Here is a 15,908-nt window from a genome sequence, read left to right on the forward strand (position 1 = left end):
CGTTCGACCTGCTCCGGGTCGGGGATACGCACCCGAGGCCGGCACGCGAACGCGTACCGGCCTCCGATCGACGAGACTCGCGTCATCGCACGAATTCGGCTGCTCCGGCGGCCAGATCGAGCAGCGGCGCCGGGGCGACACCCAGCACCAGAGTGGCCACCACGCCGATCATCAGCGCGGCGGAGGTGAGCCCACCGGGCACGGTGACGGTCGGGGTGGACTCGCCCGGCTCGGAGAGCCACATCATCACCACGACCCGCAGGTACGGGAACGCCAGCACCATGCTGGTCAACACACCGGCGATCACCAGCCAGGCCTGCCCCTCCTCCAGGGCCGGCCCGAAGATCGCGAACTTGCTGGTGAAGCCGCTGGTCAGCGGGATACCCGCGAAGGCCAGCAGGATGAACGTGAACAGCCCGGCGAAGAACGGCGAACGCCGACCCAGCCCCGCCCAGCGGGACAGGTGGGTGGCCTCCCCGTCGGCGTCGCGCACCAGCGTCACCACCGCGAACGCGGCCAGCACCGAGAACCCGTACGCCACGAGGTAGAACATCGTGCCGGACAGCCCGTCGCGGCTTGGCGCCAGCACACCGACCAGCAGGTAGCCGGCGTTGGCGATCGAGGAGTACGCGAGCAGCCGCTTGATGTCGGTCTGGGTGACGGCGAGCACCGCGCCGATCAGCATGGTCAGCACCGCGACCGCACCGAGCACCGGCGTGAAGTCCCAGCCGGCGTCCGCGAACGCGACGTGGAAGACACGCAGCAGCGCACCGAACGCGGCGACCTTCGTGCAGGCCGCCATGAACCCGGTGACCGGGGTCGGCGCACCCTGGTAGACGTCCGGCGTCCACACGTGGAACGGTGCCGCGGCGGCCTTGAAGAGCAGGCCGATGGAGAGCAGCGCCATGCCGGCGAAGAGCAGCACCGGGCTGGCCGGCGACTCGGTCACCGCCGCGTTGATGGTGGCGAAGTCAACACCGGCGGCCCGACCCGGAACGCCGGCCGTGAAGCCGTAGATCAGGGCCACGCCGAACAGGAAGAACGCCGAGGCGTACGCGCCGAGCAGGAAGTACTTCATCGCCGCCTCCTGGCTCAGCAGCCGCCGGCGACGGGCCAGCGCGCAGAGCAGGTACAGCGGCAGCGAGAAGACCTCCAGCGCGATGAACATGGTCAGCAGGTCGTTCGCCGCCACGAAGATCAGCATGCCGCCGATCGCGAACGTGGTGAGCGGGTAGACCTCGGTGAGCCCGTTGCGGCCCTCGGCCTGCCGCCGGTCGTCGGCCGACTCGGCGGTCACCGCGGCCTGGGCGACGAACGCACCGCCGCGTTCCACCGAGCGGTCACCGATCAGCAGCAGCGCCATGGCGGCCAGCACCAGGATCGCGCCCTGGAGGAACAGCGTCGGCCCGTCCACCGCGAGGGCCTGACCGGCGGTGATAATCCGGTCGTCGGCGCTCAGGACCACCATGGTCAGCGCGGCGAGCACCGCCAGCAGTGCCAACGTCAGCTGCACCAGGTGCCGCGAACGCCGGGGCACGAACGCCTCGACCAGCACACCGAGCAACGCGGTGCCCAACATGATCAGGATCGGGGCCAGCGCCGCGTAGTCGAGCGACGGCAGTTTCAACTCGGTCACTGTGCCGACCTTTCGTTCGCGACTGCGGGGCTCCGCTGCGCTGCACTCCTCGCGCTCACCGGCGCGCCTCCTGGACGGTGCCCACCGACGGGGCGGGGTCGGTCCTGCCGATGTCGTCCATGGTCGCCTGGACGGCCGGGTTGATCACGTCAGTGACCGGCTTGGGGTAGAAGCCGAGCAGCACGATCAGCGCGATCAGCGGGGCGACCACGACCTTCTCGCGCAGATTCAGGTCCCGGCGCATGCCGTCGACCTCGGTCAGCGCCGGGTTGAGCGTGCCCTGGGTGGTGCGTTGCACCATCCACAGCACGTACGCGGCGGCCAGGATGATGCCGAGCGTGGCGATGACCGCCACCGGCTTGTTCACCGTGAAGGTGCCGATCAGCACCAGGAACTCGGAGATGAACGGCGCGGTCCCGGGCAGCGCGAGCGAGGCGAGACCGGCGAAGAACAGCACACCGGCGAGCACCGGAACCAGCTTGCCGGCACCACCGAAGTCGCTGATCAGCGCCGAACCACGCCGGGAGATCAGCATGCCCACCACCAGGAACAGCAGGCCGGTGGCCAGACCGTGGTTGAGCATGTAGAGCACCGCGCCCGTGCCGGCCTGCGTGGTGAACGCGAAGATGCCCACCCCGATGAACCCGAAGTGCGCGATCGAGGTGTACGACACCAGCCGCTTGAGGTCGTTCTGGCCGACCGCCAGCAGCGCGGCGTACACGATGCCGATCACGCCCAGCGCCAGAGCCCACGGCGCGAACCACTTCGACGCCTCGGGGAACAGCGGCAGGCAGTAGCGCAGGATGCCGAACGTGCCGACCTTGTCCAGCACGCCGACGAGCAGCGCGGCGGCACCCGCCGGAGCGGCACCACCGGCGTCCGGCAGCCAGGTGTGGAACGGGAAGAACGGCGCCTTGATGGCGAACGCGAGGAAGAAGCCGAGGAACAGCCACCGCTCGGTGCCGGTGCTGATGTCCACCTGCGACAGCGCCTGCCAGTCGAACGTCTTCCCGCCGACCACCCACAGGCCGATCACCGCGGCCAGCATGAACAGACCGCCGACGAGCGAGTAGAGGAAGAACTTCACCGCCGCGTACTGCCGCTGGTGGCCGCCGTAGCTGCCGATGAGGAAGTACATCGGCACCAGCATGACCTCGAAGAACACGTAGAACAGGAAGACGTCGGCGGCCGCGAAGACGCCGATCATCGTGCATTCGAGGACCAGCAGCAGCGCGAAGTAGACGGGCACCGACCGCTTCGACGACTCCGCGTCGTGCCAGGACGCCAGGATCACCAGCGGCACCAGCACCGCGATCAGCATCAGCATCACCAGGGCGATGCCGTCGGCCGCGAAGGTGAAGCTGACACCCCAGTTCGGGATCCACGAGTACGACTCGCGGAACTGGAACCGGTCACCGCCGGCGTTGAAGCTGACCCACATCACCACCGACAGCACCAGCACGAGCAGTGACCAGGCGAACGCCACCTGCTTGGCCAGCTCCGGCCGGTGACGCGGCAGGAAGGCCACCACCAGGGCGCCCACCAGCGGCGCCACGGTGAGCACCGAGAGGAACGGGAAGTTGGACATTATGCGGCCTTACCTCCGTCGTCACTGCGTGGTCCGCCGGCGGGGGCGGCCGGAAAGAGGTCGATCACGCCAACCACCCCGCCTGCACGGCCAGGAACGCCGCCATCACCAGCAGCGCGCCGGCCAGGATCGAGGTGGCGTACGAGCGGACGAAGCCGGTCTGCATCCGCCGGAGCCGGCCCGAACCACCGCCGACCGCGGCGGCGAGCCCGTTGACCAGCCCGTCGATGCCCCGGTTGTCGAGGAAGACCAGCGCCCGGGTGAGGAAGATGCCCGGCTTCTCGAAGACCGCCTCGTTCACCGCGTCGGCGTAGAGGTTGCGCCGGGCGGCGGTGACCAGCACCCCGGCCGGCTGCGGCGCGGTGGCCGTACCGGTCCGGAACAGGAACCAGGCCAGCCCGGCGCCGAGCACGGTGACCAGCAGCGACAGGATCGTGATCACCGTGTGGGAGAGCACGCCGTGGGCCTCACCGGCGGCCTCCTCGCCGAGCACCGGTGACAGCCAGGAGGCGACCCCGTCGTTCCAGGCCATCAGGCCACCGGCCACCACCGAGCCGGCAGCCAGCAGGATCAGCGGGATGGTCATCAGCTTCGGCGACTCGTGCGGGTGCTCGATGTCCTCGGTCCAGCGCTTGGGGCCGTGGAAGGTGAGCACGAACAGCCGCGTCATGTAGAACGCGGTCAGCCCGGCGCCGAGCAGTGCCGCGCCGCCGAAGAGCCAGGCGGTCCAGTCCTCCCGATCGAAGGCGCTCGCGATGATCGGCTCCTTGGAGAAGTAGCCGGAGAGCGGCGGGAGGCCGATGATGGCCAGCCATCCCATCATGAAGGTCAACCAGGTGATCTTCATGTGCTTCGAGAGGCCACCGAAGCGGCGGATGTCGACCTGGTCCTTCATGCCGTGCATCACCGAGCCGGCGCCCAGGAACATGTTGGCCTTGAAGAAGCCGTGCGCCAGCAGGTGGATGATGGCCAGCGCGTACGCCCCGCCGCCCAGGCCGACGCCGAGGAACATGTAGCCGATCTGGCTCACCGTCGACCAGGCCAGTACCCGCTTGATGTCATCCTTGGCCGCGCCGATGATGCAGCCCATCAGCAGGGTGAGCGCGCCGACGCTGACCACCACGAGTTGCAGCGTCGAGTTCGCCGAGAAGACCGGGTTGGAGCGGGCGATCAGGTACACGCCGGCGGTGACCATGGTGGCGGCGTGGATGAGTGCCGACACCGGGGTCGGGCCCTCCATCGCGTCCGGCAGCCACGCCTGCAGCGGGAACTGACCGGACTTGCCGGCCGCGCCGAGCAGCAGCAGCAGGCCGAGCACCAGCACGGTGGTGCCGGTCAGCGAACCGACGCCGTTGAACACCTCGTCGTACTGGGTGGTGCCCAGGGTGGCGAACATGATGAAGATGCCGATGGCCAGGCCGGTGTCGCCGACCCGGTTCATCAGGAACGCCTTCTTGCCGGCGGTGGCGGCGCTGGGCCGCCCGTACCAGAAGGAGATCAGCAGGTACGACGCCAGACCGACGCCCTCCCAGCCGAAGTACAGCATTACGTAGTTGTTGCCGAGCACCAGCAGCAGCATCGCCGCGACGAACAGGTTGAAGTACGCGAAGAACCGGCGGCGGCCCTCGTCGTGCGCCATGTACTCCACCGCGTACAGGTGGATCAGGAAACCCACCCCGGTGATCAGCAGCACGAAGACCGCGGCCAGCGGGTCGAACAGCAGACCGAAGTCGACCCGGAGATCACCGACCGCGATGAAGTCCCAGAGGCTCAGCTCGACCGACTTGTTCTCCAGGCCACGCAGCTGGAAGAAGAAGGTCAGGCCGAGCACGAAGGCGGCACCGATGGCGGCGACGCCCAGCCAGTGCCCCCAGCGGTCGGCCCGACGGCCGAGCAGCAGCAGGATGGCCGCGCTGACCAGCGGGATCGCCACCAGCAGCCAGACGCTGCCGAGCAAGCCCGTGGCACCGGCGTACTGCACAGTCTCTTCCACTTGCTTGCCCCTTAGTACTTGAGCAGGTTGGCGTCGTCGACGCTCGCCGAGCGCCGCGTCCGGAAGATGGACATGATGATCGCGAGACCGACCACGACCTCGGCCGCCGCCACGACCATCACGAAGAACGCCATGATCTGACCGTTGAGGTCGCCGTTGATCCGGCTGAAGGTGACCAGCGTCAGGTTGGCCGCGTTGAGCATCAGCTCCACGCACATGAACAGCACGATCGCGTTGCGCCGCACGAGCACCCCGGCGGCGCCGATGGTGAACAGCACCGCGGCCAACACCAGGTAGTAGTCGGGCGTCATGACTGGCCTCGCCTTTCGTTCGCGACTGCGGGGCTCCGCTTCGCTGCACTCCTCGCGCTCACCGATCCGTACCCTTCAGCGTGGTCTCCTGCGCGGTCAGCTCCCGCACCGGCAGGATGTCCGGCGTGCTCCGATCGGTGAGCCGGCCGTCCGGCAGCCGCGCCGGGGTGGCCACCGAGGAGGAGGTCGCGAAGACGCCCGGGCCCGGCTTGGGGCCGGGGTAGTTGCCCGGCGCGAAGCGGGCCCGCATCGTCGACGGCTGGTCGACCTTGTCCTGCTTACGCCGCTCGATGTGCGCGAGCACCATGGCGCCGACCGCCGCGGTGATCAGCAGCGCCGAGGTCAGCTCGAACGCGAAGACGTACTTGGTGAAGAGCAGTCGGGCGATGCCCTGCACGTTGCCCTCCGCGTTGGCCTGCTCCAGGCCGACCGCGGTGGTGCCCTCCAGCGCCCGGTAGAGCGCGCCGCCGACCAGGCCGGCGAAGCCCAGCCCCAGCACGATCGCGGCGACGCGCTGGCCGCGCAGCGTCTCGATCAGCGAGTCGGAGGCGTCCCGGCCGACCAGCATCAGCACGAACAGGAAGAGCATCATGATCGCGCCGGTGTAGACGATGATCTGCACCATGCCGATGAACGGCCCGGCCTGGAGCACGTAGAACACGCCCAGGCAGAGCATGGTGAGCACCAGCCAGAGCGCGGAGTGCACCGCGTTGCGGGCCGCCACCATCCCGATCGCGCCGATGAGCGCGAGCGGCGCGAGGATCCAGAAGGTGACCTCCTCACCACCGGACACCCCACCCGCCGCGGCCAGCACCGTAGACGTGGTCATGCTTGCTCTCCCTTGCCGGCCGCCGCGCGCTGGGCGGCCTGCTCGGCACCCGGGAACGTCACGCCGGGGTGCTCCTCGACCTGGTACCGGCCGGGGCCCATCGGGGACGTCTCGGCACCGGCGGAGGTGCCCGGGTTGTCCAGGGCGCCGACGTAGTAGTCCTTCTCGCTGTCGCCCAGGCGCATCGGGTGCGGCGGCTGCTCCATGCCTTCGAGCAGCGGCGCGAGCAACTGCTCCTTCGTGAAGATCAGGTCCTGCCGGTTGTCCCGGGCCAGCTCGTACTCGTTGCTCATGGTCAGCGAACGGGTCGGGCAGGCCTCGATGCACAGGCCGCAGAAGATGCACCGCGCGTAGTTGATCTGGTAGATGCTGGCGTACCGCTCACCCGGCGAGAAGCGCTGGTCGTCGGTGTTGTCGCCACCCTCGACGTAGATCGCGTCCGCCGGGCAGGCCCAGGCGCACAACTCGCAGCCGATGCACTTCTCCAGGCCGTCCGGGTGCCGGTTGAGGATGTGCCGCCCGTGGTAGCGCGGCGCCGACACCGGCGGCTTGAACGGGTAGTCGGTGGTGACGACCTTCCTGAACATGTGCGAGAAGGTGACACCGAATCCCTTGAACGTTCCGGTGATCGCGCCCACGTCACACCTCCCTGGAGTCCGAGCCGGCGACGATGTTGGCCGGCTCCCGCTCGGCGACCACGCGCGTGATACGCGGGCTCGGTGGTACCTGTAGATCCATCGGTGGCAGCGGGAAGCTCCCGTACGGCCGGTTGTCCACCTGTTCCTGCGTCGTCGGCTTCGGCTGCGGGCGGCGGTTGGGCCAGAACAGCGTGGCGATCAGCAGGACACCGGCCGGGATGCCGACGGCGATGAGCTTGCTGCGCGAGTCCCAGTCCTCGATGGATCGCAGGCCCGACAGGACCAGGATCCAGACCAGGTTGATCGGCAGCAGGACCTTCCAGCCGAAGCGCATGAACTGGTCGTAGCGCAGCCGGGGCAGCGTGCCGCGCAGCCACACGAACACGAAGACCAGCGCGATCACCTTGCCGAAGAACCAGAGCATCGGCCACCAACCGGAGTTGGCGCCCTCCCACAGGGTGATCGGCCAGGGTGCCCGCCAACCGCCCAGGAACAGCGTGGTGGTGACCGCGGACATGGTCACCATCGCGACGTACTCGCTGAGCATGAAGAGCGCGAACTTCAGCGAGCTGTACTCCGTCATGAAGCCGGCGACCAGCTCGGACTCGGCCTCGGGCAGGTCGAACGGCGCCCGGTTGGTCTCACCCACGGTGGCGATGAAGAAGATGATGAAGCTGGGCAGCAGCAGGATCGCGTACCAGCCCGGCGCGGGGATCTCGGTGCCGAAGACGGTCAGCTGGGTGCCGTCGCCCTGAGCGGCGACGATCCCGCTGGTGCTCATCGTGCCGGCGGTCATGAACACCGCGACGATGCTCAGGCCCATGGCGACCTCGTAGGAGATCATCTGGGCGCTGGAGCGCAGACCGCCGAGGAGCGGGTACGTCGAGCCGGAGGCCCAGCCGCCCAGCACGATGCCGTACACGCCCATCGAGGAGCAGGCCAGCAGCAGCAGCACCGCCACCGGCACGTCGGTGACCTGCAACGGCGTGTGGTGACCGGCGATGCTCACCATCGGGCCGAACGGCACCACCGACAGCGCGGTGACCGCGCAGATCACCGAGATGGTCGGGGCGAAGAAGTAGACGACCTTGTCGGCCGCCTTCGGCAGGATGTCCTCCTTGAAGGCCATCTTCAGGCCGTCGGCGAGGGTCTGCAGCAGACCGAACGGGCCGACCTGGTTGGGGCCGGGCCGCACCTGCATGTAGCCCACCACGCGCCGCTCGAACCAGACGCCGAGCAGGGTGGCCAGCAGACCGAAGGCGAACGCGAAGACAATCTTGCCCAGGACCAGCCACCACGGATCCCGGCCGAAGTCGGCCAGCGTCGGATCCTGCGCCAGGTACCTCACTCGACACCCCCAGCATTGAGCAGCGGACCCGGGAGACCGGCCTCGTCCGCCGCGACGCGCCCGGCCGGAACGGCCGCGCCCGGTGCGGGAACGGAGATCCGGACGACCGCGCCGGACGTCGCCCCGAGGCTGCGTCGCACGGTCGCACCGGGTGAGTTGGTCGGCAGCCAGACCACGCCGTCCGGCATCTCGGTGAGTTCGGCCGGCAGGGTCAACGCGCCCCGGTCGGTGCCGACCGTGACCGCGTCACCGTCGGCCACACCGAGTGCCTCGGCGGTGCCCTTGCCCAGCCGGACGACCGGCGGGCGGGCGGTGCCGGCGAGGTGCTCGTCGCCGTCGGTCAGGGTGCCGAGGTCGACCAGCTGGTGCCAGGTGGCCAGCACGGCCTCTCCGGCGCCCGGGTGCGGCACCGCGCCCGGCGACACCGACGGTGCCGCCGGCCGGGACGTGCGGGTGGCCGGCAGCGAGCCCAACTCGCGACGCACACTCAGCACGTCGCCGGTGCCGAGCCGCACGTCGAGCAGGGCGGCGAGCGCGTCGAGGACCCGGCCGTCGGTCATCGCGGCGGTGTCCAGCACCGCCTCGAACGGCCGCAGCCGACCCTCCCAGTCCAGGAAGCTGCCGGCCTTCTCGACCACCGGGGCGACCGGCAGCACCACGTTGGCGCGTCGGGTCACCGCGCTGGCGCGCAGTTCCAGGCTCACCAGGAACGGCACCGCGTCCAGAGCGGCCTCGGCCAGCCGAGGGTCGGCCAGGTCGGCCGGGTCGACACCGCCGACCACCAGGGCGCCGAGCTGCCCGTTGGCCGCGGCGGCCAGGATCTGATCGGTGTCCCGACCGGCCTGGCTCGGGATCACCCCAGCCGGGATGTCCCACGCCTCGCCCAGCTCGGCCCGCGCCGCCGGCTCGGTGACCAGCCGGCCACCCGGGAGCAGGTTGGGCAGGCAGCCCGCGTCGACCGCGCCACGGTCACCCGCGCGTCGCGGCACCCAGGCCAGCTTCGCACCGGTACGCCGGGCCACGTCCGCCGCGGCGGAGAGCCCACCCGGCACGCTGGCCAGCCGCTCGCCGACGATCAGGATCGCGCCCGGCGCGCTCAGCGCCTCGGTGACCGTGGCGTGCTCGGCAAGCACGCTGGCCTCCTCGCCCGGCACCACCCGGGCCAGCTTGGCACCGAGCTTCTCCAGGCCGCGGGTGGCGAACGGCGCCAGCGCGTACACCGTCAGGGTCTTCTTCAGGTACGCCTTGCGCAGCCGCAGGAAGAGGATGGGGCACTCCTCCTCCGGCTCCAGGCCGACCAGCACCACCGCCGGCGCGTTCTCCACGTCGGTGTAGGTGACGTCGGTGACCCCGGCGACCGAGCTGGCCAGGAAGTCGGCCTCCTCGCGGGAGACCGGCCGGGCCCGGAAGTCGATGTCGTTGGTGTTCAGGGCGACCCGGGCGAACTTCGCGTACGCGTAGGCGTCCTCGACGGTCAGCCGGCCGCCGGTGAGCACCGCCGTGCCCTGCCCGCCCTCCCGGGCCGCGTGCAGCCCCTCGGCGGCCACGGTGAGCGCCTCACTCCAGGACGCCTCGCGCAGCTCGCCGGTGCGCTCGTCGCGGACCAGCGGGGTGGTCAGCCGGTCGGTGGCGCGGGCGTACTGGAAGCCCCACCGGCCCTTGTCGCAGTTCCACTCCTCGTTCACCTCCGGCTCGTCACCGGCCAGGCGGCGCAGCACCTTGCCGCGACGCCAGTCGGTGCGCTGCCCGCAGCCGGCCGAGCAGTGCTCGCAGACGCTGGGGCTGGACACCAGGTCGAACGGGCGGGCGCGGAACCGGTACTGGGAACCGGTGAGCGCACCCACCGGGCAGATCTGCACGGTGTTACCGGAGAAGTAGGAGTTGAACGGGACGTCCCCGGCGTCGCCCTCTTCGCCGTACGCGTCGTCCCGGTAGATGTTGATCTCCTCGGCGGACGACCGGCCCATCAGGTCGATGAACTTGTCGCCGGCGATCTCCTCGGAGAACCGGGTGCACCGCTGGCAGAGCACGCAGCGCTCGCGGTCCAGCAGCACCTGGCTGCTGATCGCCATCGGCTTCTCGTACTCCCGCTTGTGCTCGTGGAAGCGCGAGTCGGTGCGGCCGGTGGACATCGCCTGGTTCTGCAGGGGGCACTCGCCGCCCTTGTCACACATCGGGCAGTCCAGTGGGTGGTTGAGCAGCAGCAGCTCCATCACCCCCTCCTGCGCCTTCTTGGCGACCGGGGAGGTGATCTGCGTCCGCACGACCATGCCGTCGGCGACGGTCTGGGTGCACGAGGCGACCGGCTTGCGCTGCCCCTCCACCTCGACCAGGCACTGCCGGCACGCGCCGGCCGGGGCCAGCAGCGGGTGGTCGCAGAACCGGGGGATCTCGGTGCCCATCTGCTCGGCGACCCGGATCAGCAGCGTCCCCTTGGGGGCGGTGACCTCGATGCCGTCGATGGTGAGGGTGACGGTCTCGGTCTGCTTGGCTACGTCGGTCATTAGTGGGCTCCCACCAGCTGCTTGTCCGACAGCTTCGGCGCGGTACGTCCCTCGATGTAGTCGAGGTAGTCCTGCTTGAAGTACTTCAGCGACGAGGTCACCGAGCTGGTCGCGCCGTCACCCAGACCGCAGAACGAGCGGCCGAGGATGTTGTCGCAGGTGTCCAGAAGGGTGTCCAGGTCCTCGTGGGTGCCCTGACCGGCGAGGATCCGCCGGTAGACCCGGACCATCCAGTAGTTGCCCTCGCGGCACGGGGTGCACTTGCCGCACGACTCGTGGTGGTAGAACTCCAGCCACCGGTACGTCGCGTACACCGGGCAGTCCTGGTCGGAGAAGATCTGGGTGGCCGTGGTGCCCAGGATCGAGCCGGCCGCCGCCACCCCCTCGAAGTCCAGTGGCACGTCCAGGTGCTCGGCCGCGAGCAACGGCGTGGACGATCCGCCCGGAGTCCAGAACCGCAGGTTGTGACCGGGCTGCATCCCGCCGGCCAGCTCCAGCAGCTCGCGCAGCGTGACACCCATCGAGCACTCGTACTGGCCGGGGTTGGCGACCCGACCGGAGAGCGAGTAGATCATCGGACCGGAGGACTTCTCGGTGCCCATGGTCTTCCACCAGTCGGCCCCACCGAGCACGATCGGCGGCACGCTGGCGATGGTGCCGACGTTGTTCACCACCGTCGGGCTGGCGTAGAGGCCGTGGGTGGCCGGGAACGGCGGGCGCAGCCGGGGCTGACCCCGGAACCCCTCCAGCGAGTCCAGCAGAGCCGTCTCCTCGCCGCAGATGTACGCCCCGGCGCCGGAGTGCACGACCAGTTCCAGGTCGTAGCCGCTGCGCAGGATGTTCCGGCCGAGGTAGCCCTTGTCGTACGCCTCCTGGACGGCGTTGCGCAGCCGACGTGCGGCGTGCACGGCCTCGCCCCGGATGTAGATGTAGGCGCGGCTGGCCCGGATCGCGTACGACGCGATGATGACGCCCTCGACCAGCGCGTGCGGGTCGTGGGTCATCAGCGGCAGGTCCTTGCAGGTGCCCGGCTCGCCCTCGTCTGCGTTGACCACCAGGTAGTGCGGCTTCCCGTCACCCTGCGGGATGAAGCCCCACTTGAGTCCGGTGGGGAAGCCGGCGCCGCCACGGCCGCGCAGCCCGGAGTCCTTGATCAGCTGGATCAGGTCGTCCGGGTGGGCCTTGAGCGCCTTGCGCAGCGCGGCGTAACCGTCGAGCTGCTCGTAGGTGCCGATCCGCCAGGCGTCCGGCGACAGCCAGCGCTTGGTCAGCACCGGCGTCAGCTTGGCCAACGTCTCCGGGCGGGGAGTGGTCACTTCTGGGCCCCCGTTTCGCTCGCGTCCGCCGGTCCGGCGCCGTCGGCGTCCGTGCCAGCCTTCGCTTCGGTGAGGTTGCGCTCCTGCGCCCCGGCCTCGTCGCCGGCGGGCTTGCCGTCGCCGGCCGGCGCGTTGGCCGCCACGCCGGCGGCCTCGGCCGCCCGCGCGTCGCCAGCCGCGGGCGCGGCCGGCCCGGCGACCCCGGCGGCCCCCGTCGGGGCGGACGCCCCGTCGCCACCCTTCACCGGGGCAGCACTGGCCTCGGCGGGCGCCGGCTTGGCGGCCTCCGCCTTCGCCTTCGCCTCGGCGGCGGCCTTGTCCGCCTCCGCCTTGCTGCGGATCGGGGTGTTCGGGTCGAAGCCCGGCACCGAGACGCCGTGCTGCTGCGCCAGCCGCAGCCCGCGAAGGGTGGGCTCGCCCGGCCCGCCGTCGGCGACCGCGCCGTCGCGCTCGTCGGCGAAACCGGCGAGCTGCACCGCCATCTCCTTGAGCGTGCAGAGCCGGGCGCCGCGGGTCGGCATCGGCCGCCCGCCCGCGCGCAGCTCGTCGACGACGCCGCGGGCCGTCGACGGGTCGACGCCGTCGAAGAAGTCGTAGTTGACGGTCATCACCGGGCCGTAGTCGCAGGCCGCCAGGCACTCGGCGTGCTCCAGCGTGATCGTGCCGTCGGCGGTCGTCTCGTCGTGCCCGACACCCAGGTGCTCGGAGAGCGTGTCGTAGACCTCCTGGCCACCGAGCACGTTGCACATGGTGTTGGTGCAGACGCTGACCAGGAAGTCACCGGTCGGCTTGCGCTTGTACATGGTGTAGAAGGTGGCCACCGCGCCCACCTGGGCCTTGTTCAACCCAAGCACCTCGGCGCAGAACGCGACACCGGCCGGGGAGACGTACCCCTCCTCGGCCTGGACCAGGTGCAGCAGCGGCAGCAGCGCCGAGCGGGACCGGTCCGCCGGGTAACGGGCGATGATCTCGCGCGCCCGCTCCCGCGTCTCGTCGGTGAAGACAACACTCATCGGTCACACCCACCCATCACGGGGTCCAGCGAGGCGCCGCCGGCGATCACGTCGGCGATCAGGCCGCCCTCGGCCATCGCCGGCAGGGCCTGGAGGTTGACGAAGCTCGGCTCCCGGTAGTGCACCCGGTACGGCCGCGTGCCGCCGTCGGAGACCGCGTGCACGCCCAGCTCGCCGCGCGGCGACTCGATGCCGACGTACACCTGGCCGGGCGGAACCCGGAAGCCCTCGGTGACCAGCTTGAAGTGGTGGATCAGCGACTCCATCGACTGACCCATGATCTTCGCGACGTGCTCCAGCGAGTTGCCCATGCCGTCGACGCCGATGGCCAGCTGCGCCGGCCACGCGATCTTGCGGTCGGCGACCATCACCGGACCCGGCTTCAGCCGGTCCAGCGCCTGCTCGACCAGCTTCATCGACTCGCGGATCTCGGCGAGCCGGACCAGGTAGCGGCCCCACACGTCACCGTCGGGGTGGGTCGGCACGTCGAACTCGTACGTCTCGTAGCCGCAGTACGGCATGGTCTTGCGCAGGTCCCAGGCGAGGCCGGCGGAGCGCAGCACCGGGCCGGTGACACCGAGCGCCAGGCAGCCGGTCACGTCCAGCACCGCCACGTTCTTCGTACGCTCGGTCCAGATCGGCTGGCCGGAGAGCAGGTCCTCGTACTCCTTGAGCTTCTTCGGCATCATCTTCAGGAACTCGCGGATCTTGACGATCGCCGCGTCCGGCACGTCCTGCGCCACACCGCCCGGCCGGACGTACGCGTGGTTCATCCGCAGACCCGTGATGGTCTCGAAGATGTCGAGGATGTACTCCCGCTCCCGGAAGCCGTACAGCATGATCGAGATCGCGCCCAGCTCCATGCCGGTGGTGGCCAGCCAGACCAGGTGCGACGAGATCCGGTTGAGCTCCATCATCAGCACGCGGATGGTGGTGGCCCGCTCGGTGATGTCGTCGGTGATGCCGAGCAGCTTCTCCACGGCGAGGGCGTACGCCGTCTCGTTGAAGATCGGGGCGAGGTAGTCCATCCGGGTCACGAACGTCGAACCCTGCACCCAGTTGCGGTATTCGAGGTTCTTCTCGATGCCGGTGTGCAGGTAGCCGACGACGGAACGGGCCTCGCGGACCGTCTCGCCCTCCAGCTCCAGGATCAGCCGCAGTACGCCGTGCGTGGACGGGTGCTGCGGACCCATGTTGACGACGATCCGCTCGTCGTTGATCGGGTCGGTGCCCGAGACGATGGTGTCCCAGTCGCCACCGGTGACGGTGAAGACCCGACCCTCGGTGGTCTCCCGCTCGGTCGCATAGTTCGACGTGGTCACTGGTAGGACCTCCTCCGGTCCGGCGGCGGAATCTCAGCGCCCTTGTACTCGACCGCCACGCCACCGAGCGGGTAGTCCTTGCGCTGCGGGTGGCCCTCCCAGTCGTCCGGCATGAGGATCCGGGTCAGGTTGGGGTGGCCGTCGAAGACGATGCCGAACATGTCGTACGCCTCCCGCTCCTGCCAGTCCGCCGTCGGATAGACCGCGGTCACGCTGGGCAGGTGCGGGGCCTCGGCGGAGACCGCGGCCTCCAGCCGGACCCGACGCCGGTAGGTCATCGAGGTGAGCTGGTAGATCACGTGCAGCCGACGTTCGTCGGCGCCCAGGTAGTCCACCCCGGACACCGAGGAGCACAGCTCGAAGCGCAGCGCCAGGTCGTCACGCATCACCTGGCAGACCTCGGCGATCCGCTCCGGGCGTACGTGCAGGGTCAGCTCGCCCCGGTCCACCACGACCTTCTCGATCGCGTCACCGAAGTGCGGATACGCCTCCTCCAGCGCGTCGCGCACCTCGTCGAAGTAACCGCCGTACGGACGGGGGGTTTCCTCGATCGGCTGGCGCTGGCGGACCAGGCCGCCGTAGCCGGACACGTCACCGCTGCCGTGGTTGCCGAACATCCCGCGACCGGCCGGGCTGGCCGGCGGGAACTCGGCCGGGGCACCACCGGTGGCACCGGCCGGCACCACCGGCAGCGGTACGCCGCCGTCGTTGGGCTTGTCGCTCATTTGGGGCCTGCCTGCGGGTGGAGGTGGTTCTGGGCGTTCATCCAGTTCTCGATGCGCAGCTGCTCCTCGCGGCCCTCGCGGACCGCGCGGGTCCACTCGGCACGGCGGGTCTTGTCACTGCGGTACGACGACGGCATGGAGCCGTAGGGCACGACCGGGACGTCGCCGCGCTCCTGACGGGCGGCCAGCATCTTGCGGCCGTTCGGGCCCAGCGGCTCGTACATGATCTTCTCGCGGAGCTTGAGGATCGCGTCGATGAGCATCTCCGGCCGGGGCGGGCACCCGGGCAGGTACATGTCGACCGGCACCACGTGGTCGACGCCCTGCACGATCGCGTAGTTGTTGAACATGCCGCCGCTGCTGGCGCAGACGCCCATCGAGAGCACCCAGCGGGGCTCGGCCATCTGGTCGTAGATCTGCCGCAGCACCGGGGCCATCTTCTGACTCACCCGGCCGGCGACGATCATCAGGTCGGCCTGCCGGGGCGAGGCCCGGAAGACCTCCATGCCCCAGCGGCCCATGTCGTAGTGCGGACCACCGGCGGCCATCATCTCGATGGCGCAGCAGGCCAGGCCGAAGGTGGCGCCCCACACGGACGACTTCCGGGACCAGTTGACCAGCTTCTCCACCGAGGTGAGCAGGACGCCGGCGGGAAGCTTCTCCTCGATGCCCATCTGACGTTCCT

13 protein-coding genes are annotated in these 15,908 nt (G+C 69.9%); all 13 read right to left on the reverse strand.

What is annotated here, in order from left to right; genetic code table 11:
* Window positions 1-82: 82 nt before the first annotated feature.
* The 13 genes from nuoN to O7620_RS23155 all read right to left on the reverse strand — a co-directional run bounded on the left by nuoN (window position 83) and on the right by O7620_RS23155 (window position 15,897).
* Complete coding sequence (gene nuoN, locus O7620_RS23095; RefSeq protein ID WP_151489198.1) at window positions 83-1,636, reverse strand: NADH-quinone oxidoreductase subunit NuoN; 1,554 nt, start codon at window positions 1,634-1,636, stop codon at window positions 83-85.
* 55 nt (window positions 1,637-1,691) lie between these two features.
* Window positions 1,692-3,224: an NADH-quinone oxidoreductase subunit M gene (locus O7620_RS23100; RefSeq protein WP_278125090.1), complete on the reverse strand. Its 1,533-nt coding sequence runs from the start codon at window positions 3,222-3,224 to the stop codon at window positions 1,692-1,694.
* Between the two features lie 64 nt (window positions 3,225-3,288).
* Window positions 3,289-5,217: an NADH-quinone oxidoreductase subunit L gene (nuoL, locus tag O7620_RS23105; RefSeq protein ID WP_278125091.1), complete on the reverse strand. Its 1,929-nt coding sequence runs from the start codon at window positions 5,215-5,217 to the stop codon at window positions 3,289-3,291.
* A gap of 11 nt (window positions 5,218-5,228) precedes the next feature.
* Window positions 5,229-5,528, reverse strand: coding sequence for an NADH-quinone oxidoreductase subunit NuoK (nuoK, locus tag O7620_RS23110; protein ID WP_030486270.1), 300 nt, complete (start codon window positions 5,526-5,528; stop codon window positions 5,229-5,231).
* 58 nt (window positions 5,529-5,586) lie between these two features.
* On the reverse strand, window positions 5,587-6,357 hold the full coding sequence (locus O7620_RS23115) for an NADH-quinone oxidoreductase subunit J (protein ID WP_151489195.1): 771 nt from the start codon (window positions 6,355-6,357) through the stop codon (window positions 5,587-5,589).
* Window positions 6,354-6,995, reverse strand: a complete 642-nt coding sequence (gene nuoI / locus O7620_RS23120) for an NADH-quinone oxidoreductase subunit NuoI (RefSeq protein WP_151489194.1) — start codon at window positions 6,993-6,995, stop codon at window positions 6,354-6,356. The genes O7620_RS23115 and nuoI overlap by 4 nt, the downstream gene beginning before the upstream one ends.
* 1 nt (window position 6,996) lies before the next feature.
* A complete protein-coding gene (nuoH, locus tag O7620_RS23125; protein ID WP_278125095.1) occupies window positions 6,997-8,343 on the reverse strand; it encodes an NADH-quinone oxidoreductase subunit NuoH in 1,347 nt (448 codons plus the stop codon).
* The gene (locus O7620_RS23130) at window positions 8,340-10,847 is read right to left on the reverse strand and encodes an NADH-quinone oxidoreductase subunit G (protein ID WP_278125097.1); all 2,508 of its coding nucleotides are present in this window, start codon (window positions 10,845-10,847) and stop codon (window positions 8,340-8,342) included. Before O7620_RS23130 ends, nuoH begins: the two co-directional genes overlap by 4 nt.
* Window positions 10,847-12,163, reverse strand: coding sequence for an NADH-quinone oxidoreductase subunit NuoF (nuoF, locus tag O7620_RS23135; RefSeq protein ID WP_151489191.1), 1,317 nt, complete (start codon window positions 12,161-12,163; stop codon window positions 10,847-10,849). Before nuoF ends, O7620_RS23130 begins: the two co-directional genes overlap by 1 nt.
* Entirely contained in the window at window positions 12,160-13,176 is a 1,017-nt protein-coding gene (gene nuoE / locus O7620_RS23140) for an NADH-quinone oxidoreductase subunit NuoE (protein WP_278125098.1), read from the reverse strand. Before nuoE ends, nuoF begins: the two co-directional genes overlap by 4 nt.
* Window positions 13,173-14,498, reverse strand: a complete 1,326-nt coding sequence (locus O7620_RS23145) for an NADH-quinone oxidoreductase subunit D (RefSeq protein ID WP_151489189.1) — start codon at window positions 14,496-14,498, stop codon at window positions 13,173-13,175. The genes nuoE and O7620_RS23145 overlap by 4 nt, the downstream gene beginning before the upstream one ends.
* Complete coding sequence (locus tag O7620_RS23150; RefSeq protein WP_151489188.1) at window positions 14,495-15,223, reverse strand: NADH-quinone oxidoreductase subunit C; 729 nt, start codon at window positions 15,221-15,223, stop codon at window positions 14,495-14,497. The genes O7620_RS23145 and O7620_RS23150 overlap by 4 nt, the downstream gene beginning before the upstream one ends.
* Complete coding sequence (locus O7620_RS23155; protein WP_151489187.1) at window positions 15,220-15,897, reverse strand: NADH-quinone oxidoreductase subunit B; 678 nt, start codon at window positions 15,895-15,897, stop codon at window positions 15,220-15,222. The genes O7620_RS23150 and O7620_RS23155 overlap by 4 nt, the downstream gene beginning before the upstream one ends.
* Window positions 15,898-15,908: the final 11 nt, after the last annotated feature.

Source organism: Micromonospora sp. WMMD710 (assembly GCF_029626045.1).
Taxonomy (GTDB): domain Bacteria; phylum Actinomycetota; class Actinomycetes; order Mycobacteriales; family Micromonosporaceae; genus Micromonospora.